Below are 6079 nucleotides of genomic sequence, written 5' to 3'. Positions count from 1 at the left end.
CCCCGTGGTGTGGGGGGGGGGGGGGCTCCAAACCCGTGCTGTGCTGTGTCCCCCCCCCCACCCTACAACCCCTAGTGCAGTTTCACCAGCGGCGTCGCGCGCCGTACCAGGAAGCGCGCCAGCGCCAGTACCCCGGTGCGCATGGTGCCGAGCACCGCGCGGTGGTGCATCAGGTGCAGGCTGGTGTACATCAGGCGCGCCATGGTGCCCTGCACGAACCAGCTGGCGCCGCGCAATGAACCCATCAGGCTGCCCACGCTCGTGGAGCGGCCCACCGACACCAGCGAACCGTAGTCGCGGTATTCGTACGGCCGCTCCTGCGGACCATGGCCCTTGGCCTTGCGCAGGAAGGTCGTGACCAGATAATCGGCCTGCTGGTGGGCGGCCTGGGCGCGCGGCGGCACCGCATTGCCCTTGCCGTCGACGCAGGCGGCGCAATCGCCCAGCGCGTAGATGTCGACCGCGCCTTTCACGCGCAGGTGGGCATCGACCTCGACCTGGCCGCCCCTGGCGGTCGGCAGGCCCAGCGAGCCCAGGAGGTCGGGCGCCTTGATTCCGGCCGCCCACACGCACAGATTGGCGGGATAGACCTTGCCGTCCTTGTCGATCACCCGGTCGGCGTCGATCTGGGTGACCCGGCAGTCGGTGACCACCCGGATGCCGCGCTTGCCCAGCAGGTCTGTCGCAGCGCTTGATACCTTTTCCGGCAACGGCGCCAGCACGCGCGGGGCGCCTTCGAGGATGGTGATGCGCACGTCGCGCTTGCCGTCGAGCTGGTCGAAACCGTAGTTGACGTAGGCGCTGGACGCTTCGCGCAGCTCGGCCGCCAGTTCCACGCCGGTGGCGCCGCCGCCGATGATCACCACGTCCAGCCCGGCGGCCCCGCCCTCCTCGCGCTCTTGCTCGGCGGCCAGCATCAGGCGCAGCATGCGCAGGCGGAAGCGTTCGGCGTCCTCGGTGGCGTTCAGGGAAATCGTGTGCTCCTTCGCGCCCGGGACGCCGAAATAGTTCGAGGTACTGCCGACCGCGAGCACCAGCGAACCGTAGGCGATGCGGCGCTCGGGCAGCACCTCGTCGTTGTCAGTGGCGGAGAGCACCGCGCCCACGGTGATGGTCTTCGTGCTTGCGTCGAGCGCCGTCATCGGTCCGAACACGAAATTGAAGCCGTTGTCGTGCGCCAGCATCGGGTAGGACAGGCCTTCCTGGTGGATGTCCAGGGTGCCGGCCGCGACCTCGTGCAGCGAGGGCTTCCAGATGTGGTACAAGCGGCTGTCGACCAGCGTCACCTTCGATGGGCCCAGCTTGCGGCCCAGTTTGCAGGCCAGTTCCAGGCCGCCCGCGCCCCCACCCACGATCACGATTTCGCTACGCAAAATAAGCTCCTTCATGGTGCGCCCGTCCGGCAATGCCAGCACATGGGCGATGTAGCAATCTTACTACGTTAGCGCAAAGCAGGCTTCGCCCTGGCCGCGCGGCATCCCGTTCGCGTCGCATCTTCCCCGCCGACCGGACGACCGCAATACCGATTGCTGGTCAGCGTGCCATGACGCCCGGGAAAACATCGATCAACTCCAGCACGCGTACCCGGCTCGCCGAGTTGCCGGGTGCGCGTCCGACGAGGCGCCTGTCGGTCCTGCGCCCCCTCTTCCTGGCAGCCTAGGTGATGTCGCGCTGGTTCGTCCGCAGTCAGTAAGGTCGAGGCATCCAGGTGCGAGGAAGCCATCCGTGCGTTAGTTACATTTTTCGTGGATCAGTAAGCGGATTTTCCGAATGAATTGCCGTCCAGGGCGAACTCCGCGGGAACAACACTGCCCTTGATCTTCGCCCTGGATGATCGAGGGCTCTCCAGAACCATTTCAGCGCCCCGGTCATGCGCACTTAATCATGCGCCTCATGCACAGGTGTAGCATGGCTCGACCACGCCACAATGAAAGGAATCCACGTGAACCAGCGCTACCGACCGATCACTCGCCTGGGCCTGGGCGGCACCGGACTCGGCGACATGTACCACACCACGAGCGACGAGGCGGCCCGCACCACCGTCGACGCGGCCTGGGAAGCGGGCATCCGCTATTTCGATACCGCCCCGCACTACGGCACCGGCCTGTCCGAGCACCGCTTCGGCCAGGCCCTGCGCACCCGGCCGCGCAGCGATTACACGCTGTCGACCAAGGTCGGACGGGTGCTGGTGCCCGACCCGGCCGGCGACATCGCCCCGCCCTTCGTGTCGTCGCTGCCCTTCCGGCGCCTGACGGACTACAGCGCCGCCGGCGCCCGCCGCTCGGTCGAGGACAGCCTGCAGCGCCTCGCCCTGGGGAGCATCGACATCGTCTACGTGCACGACCTGTCGCCCGACCACCTCGGCCAGCAGTTCGACCACCATTACCGGATCGCGGCCGGGCGCGGCGGCGCCTTCGAGGAACTGGTGCGGATGCGCGAGGAAGGCCTGATCAAGGCCTGGGGCCTGGGCGTAAACACGGTCGAGCCCTGCCTGCGCGCGCTGCGCGACTCCGACCCGGACATTTTTCTATTGGCCGGGCGCTACACGCTGATGGAAACCACGCCCCTGGAGGCCCTGTTCCCCCTGTGCGACGAGCGCGGCGCGGGCATCGTGCTGGGCGGCCCGTTCAACTCGGGTTTCCTGGCCCGGGGCGACCACTACGACTACGTGCCGGCCAAGCCGAAGCACTTCGAGCAGCGCGAGCGGCTGCGCCACGTGGCGGCGCGCCACGGCGTCGACCTCCCGGCGGCGGCCCTGCAGTTCGGCGCGGCCCACCCCGTGGTGGTGGCCACCATTCCCGGCGCCAGCAGCACGCGCCACCTGCGCCGCAATGCCGACCTGATGGCCATCAGGATTCCAGCCGGCTTCTGGCAGGAACTGGTGGCCGAGGGCCTGCTGCCGGCCGGGGTGCCCTTGCCCGAATAGGTCCGGCCGAAAGAAGTGGGGACCGAACGGCCAGGATGTGGAATTTCGCGCATTTGTTTCAAATGTGAAATGCTAACCTTCCTGTCCCGGTATCTGCGAAGTTCCCATGCGCTTTACTTTCACCGGCCTGCTCGTGCTGCTTGCATTCGACGTTCAGGCCCAGGCCGACAAGGCCCGCCCCATCAGCCGGGTCGTGGTCGATGGCAGCAGGACCGATGTCGAAACGGGCCGCGACTTTGTCGCAGGAGCGATCGTCGTCGGCAAGGAGCGCATCGCCGCGAGCGGCCTGCAGAACACCGGCGAACTGCTACGCCGCGAACCCGCCATCAGCATCGGCAAGAACGGCAGCCTCGGCCTGCTGGGGATGAACGGCCATACCCAGATCCTGGTCGACGGGCAATCCTATCCGGGTGACCCGCTGGCGCTGGACCTGATCCACGTCGAGCGAATCGAGATCGTCAAGACCGGCACGGCGGCCACCGGCCCGTACGGGATCGCGGGCACCATCAACATCATCCGCAAGGGCGTGCAGCGCCAGGCCTTGAGCATGGTGCGCACCGGGGCCAGCCTCGCGGATGGACGTGTGGGGGCAGACATCGCCTGGTCGAGCAACCAGGCCGCATCGGCTACCCCCTTCGCCTACAACCTGAGCCTGTCGGCGCGCCGCCGGCCGGCCGGCGGTGACGGCCACTTCCTCGAGACGCAGACGATACCGGGCCAGGCGGTCCACACGCTCGTTGAAGGCGAGTCCAGTACAGACAGGGTGATACACATGCTCACCGCCACCACCGAGTTCAGCTGGACGCCCGCAGCAGGCCACAAGCTCAGCCTGAATCCCGACGCTGGACGCATCGTGGAAACCGGCGAGAGCCAGGAGACGCGCATGCGCCTGGACGGCCAGGACCTGGCCGTCCAGCAAGCGCAGCGCAGCCCCTTGACCACCGTCGGGCTGCCTGCGCGCTGGTCCTGGCAATTCGGCGCCGGGAGCAGTTTGTCGCTCGAAGTCCGGCTGGTGCGTACCAGCCTGGAAACCGCTGCGGTGGCGAGCGAGCGCTGGTCCGCCCTGCCCCGGCGCCTGCGCAGCAACAGCCTGGAAAGCGAGATGCGCGGCCGTTTCCTCCATCTCGACTTCAACACCACACTGAACGACAAGCACGAGATTGCCGCCGGCGCCAAACTGACGCGCAACGCGCGCAACACCAGCCACGTGGACCTGATCGATGGCCGCCAGGACGCGAGCCTGGCAGCGCTGGGCCGCACGAGCGCCACTCGAGTGTTGCGCAAACAAGTGTTCATTCAGGACGACTGGCGCATCGACCGCAGCCTGGCGCTCAAGCTCGGCGTCTCGGCCGAGCGGCAGAACATCGGCTTATGGGAGGGACCGCTGCGGGAGCGCCGCCGCTTCACCTTGTGGTCGCCCTCCGGCCACGTCGCCAGGAAGATCGGGGGCGACGGCAAGCGCCAGATCAGGTTTTCACTGGCGCGCAACTTCCAGGCGCCGGAAATCGACATGCTGCTGCTGCGTCCGCGGATCAACGCTTTCGCCGCCTGTCCAAACGATGCGCCTTGCGGCCCGAACGGCATCGAGAACGCCGACAGCAGCGGCAACCCGCAGTTGCAGCCGGAGCGCGCGCGCAGCATCAACTTTTCGTATTCCCACGGCATCGGCAAGGCCAGCGAACTGCGGGCCGAATGGTATGCGCGCGACATCCGCAACAAGACCGGCACCGACCTCACGCTCGAATCCGTACCCTGGGCCGTTGCGCGGCGCTGGGTCTACCGTCCGGCCAACCTGGGCCAGGCCAGGGTCCGCGGCATCGAGTTCGAAGGCCGCCTGTCGGGCAAGGACATCGCGGCGCACTGGCCAGGCCTGGAGCTGCGCGGCAGCGTCGGCTGGGCGGATTCGGCATTGAGCGGCTTGCCCGGACCCGACAATCGCCTCGCCGGCCAAACTCCCTGGCGTGTCAAGCTGGGCGGCAGCCATGGCTTGAAGGCCCTGCCGCTGAAGCTGGGGGTAGACGCGAACTATCTGCCGGGCGACTGGGTCCGGACCAGTGTGAGCGAGCGGGTGTACGAATCGCAGCGTTTCACTCTGGGCGCGAATGCGAGCTGGCAGCTCGACGCCAAGTCGAAACTGACGCTCAATCTCGACAACCTGCTGCACCGGACCACGTCCCGCATCAGCGAATACCGTGGCCCTGCCGGACTCCTGCGCCAGCTCACGCGCAACTCGGATGCGGCGCGCATGTCGCTGCGCCTCGAAACCAGCCTATGAAGGATTGCCATGAAACGTTTGCTTCTCTTGCTTGCCGCCGCACGCATCATCGCCCCGTCTGCGACGGCGCAGCTCACGGTCACGACGCGGCAAGTCTGCGAGCGCAACTGCAAAGAGCTGGAGCTGGGAGAGAGCCCAAGGAAAATACCGTATGACATGGAGCTGGCGCGGATCCGCCAGCTGAAGAAGGCGGAGACGGATCCGGCCAAGCGCAAGCTGCTGGACGAGCAAGAGCAGGACGCCATCGACAGGCGCGCGGACTTCATCGAAAGGACGTGCAGCTACATCTGCGCGACCAATCCCGACGAATAGAAGCGCGCCAACGAAGGGCCAGGCAGCCGATCAGTCGTGACCGCGGCCGTGCCCCCTGCCGTTGCCATGGCCGTGGCCCTTGCCGTGACCATGGCCCCGGTCGTCGTAGCGTTCGCCGCGGTGGCCGCGGCCCGGGCCACGGTCGTCGTAGCGCTCGCGGTAATGCACTTCGCGGTAGCGCGGCACGTACACGTCCGAGTACCAGCGGTCCTGCACGAACAATACCGGCTGGCCGCAGGCGCCGTACTTGCGGCAATGCTTGCCCCAGTTCTTGCGGTGGCCCGGCGGCACGCGCAGGTAGACCGGTTCGGCGCGCACCCGGTGGCGGCGCTCGATGACGATCGGCTCGGCCACGTACACGGGCGGCGGGCCGTAGTTGCGGTAGCCGTCGCCGAGGTCGATACGGCCATAGAAGCCCGGCTGGCCGACGCTGATGCTGACGTTGGTCTGGGCCAGGGCCGGGAATGAAGCTGCCGCCAGGGCTGCAGAGAGGATCAGGGCTTTCATGGGTGCCTCCAGGCTTGTTGATGGCATAACTTTACCATCGGCAAGCACGATTTGATTGC

General features: G+C 67.2%; 5 protein-coding genes. 3 read left to right on the top strand and 2 right to left on the bottom strand.

Annotated features, from left to right (window positions below):
• Positions 1 to 71: 71 nt before the first annotated feature.
• A complete protein-coding gene (locus ACK4S9_RS20380) occupies positions 72 to 1373 on the bottom strand; it encodes an NAD(P)/FAD-dependent oxidoreductase (RefSeq protein ID WP_409729319.1) in 1302 nt (433 codons plus the stop codon).
• 569 nt (positions 1374 to 1942) lie between these two features.
• Here ACK4S9_RS20380 and ACK4S9_RS20375 point away from each other — a divergent pair.
• The 3 genes from ACK4S9_RS20375 to ACK4S9_RS20365 all read left to right on the top strand — a co-directional run bounded on the left by ACK4S9_RS20375 (position 1943) and on the right by ACK4S9_RS20365 (position 5513).
• Positions 1943 to 2926, top strand: coding sequence for an aldo/keto reductase (locus ACK4S9_RS20375; RefSeq protein ID WP_409729317.1), 984 nt, complete (start codon positions 1943 to 1945; stop codon positions 2924 to 2926).
• 106 nt (positions 2927 to 3032) lie between these two features.
• Positions 3033 to 5201 carry a TonB-dependent receptor plug domain-containing protein gene (locus ACK4S9_RS20370; protein WP_409729315.1) on the top strand — a complete coding sequence of 723 codons (2169 nt, stop codon included), beginning with the start codon at positions 3033 to 3035 and terminating at the stop codon, positions 5199 to 5201.
• 9 nt (positions 5202 to 5210) lie between these two features.
• Positions 5211 to 5513: a hypothetical protein gene (locus tag ACK4S9_RS20365; RefSeq protein WP_409729313.1), complete on the top strand. Its 303-nt coding sequence runs from the start codon at positions 5211 to 5213 to the stop codon at positions 5511 to 5513.
• Positions 5514 to 5543: 30 nt separating this feature from the next.
• Here the strand turns inward: ACK4S9_RS20365 and ACK4S9_RS20360 are convergent, their stop codons facing one another.
• Positions 5544 to 6020 (bottom strand): hypothetical protein, encoded by a 477-nt coding sequence (locus ACK4S9_RS20360; protein WP_409729311.1) that lies wholly within the window; start codon positions 6018 to 6020, stop codon positions 5544 to 5546.
• Positions 6021 to 6079: the final 59 nt, after the last annotated feature.

Source organism: Massilia sp., assembly GCF_046293535.1.
GTDB lineage: Bacteria > Pseudomonadota > Gammaproteobacteria > Burkholderiales > Burkholderiaceae_D > Telluria.
The sequence above is the reverse complement of the archived record's forward strand: the minus strand, read 5'-3'. Positions and strand labels throughout refer to the sequence as shown.

Excerpts from the sequence above, each read along its gene's own strand:
- ACK4S9_RS20370 (WP_409729315.1), top strand. The coding sequence starts at position 3,033 with ATGCGCTTTACTTTCACCGGCCTGCTCGTGCTGCTTGCATTCGACGTT.
- ACK4S9_RS20365 (WP_409729313.1), top strand. The coding sequence starts at position 5,211 with ATGAAACGTTTGCTTCTCTTGCTTGCCGCCGCACGCATCATCGCCCCG.
- ACK4S9_RS20360 (WP_409729311.1), bottom strand. The coding sequence starts at position 6,020 with ATGAAAGCCCTGATCCTCTCTGCAGCCCTGGCGGCAGCTTCATTCCCG.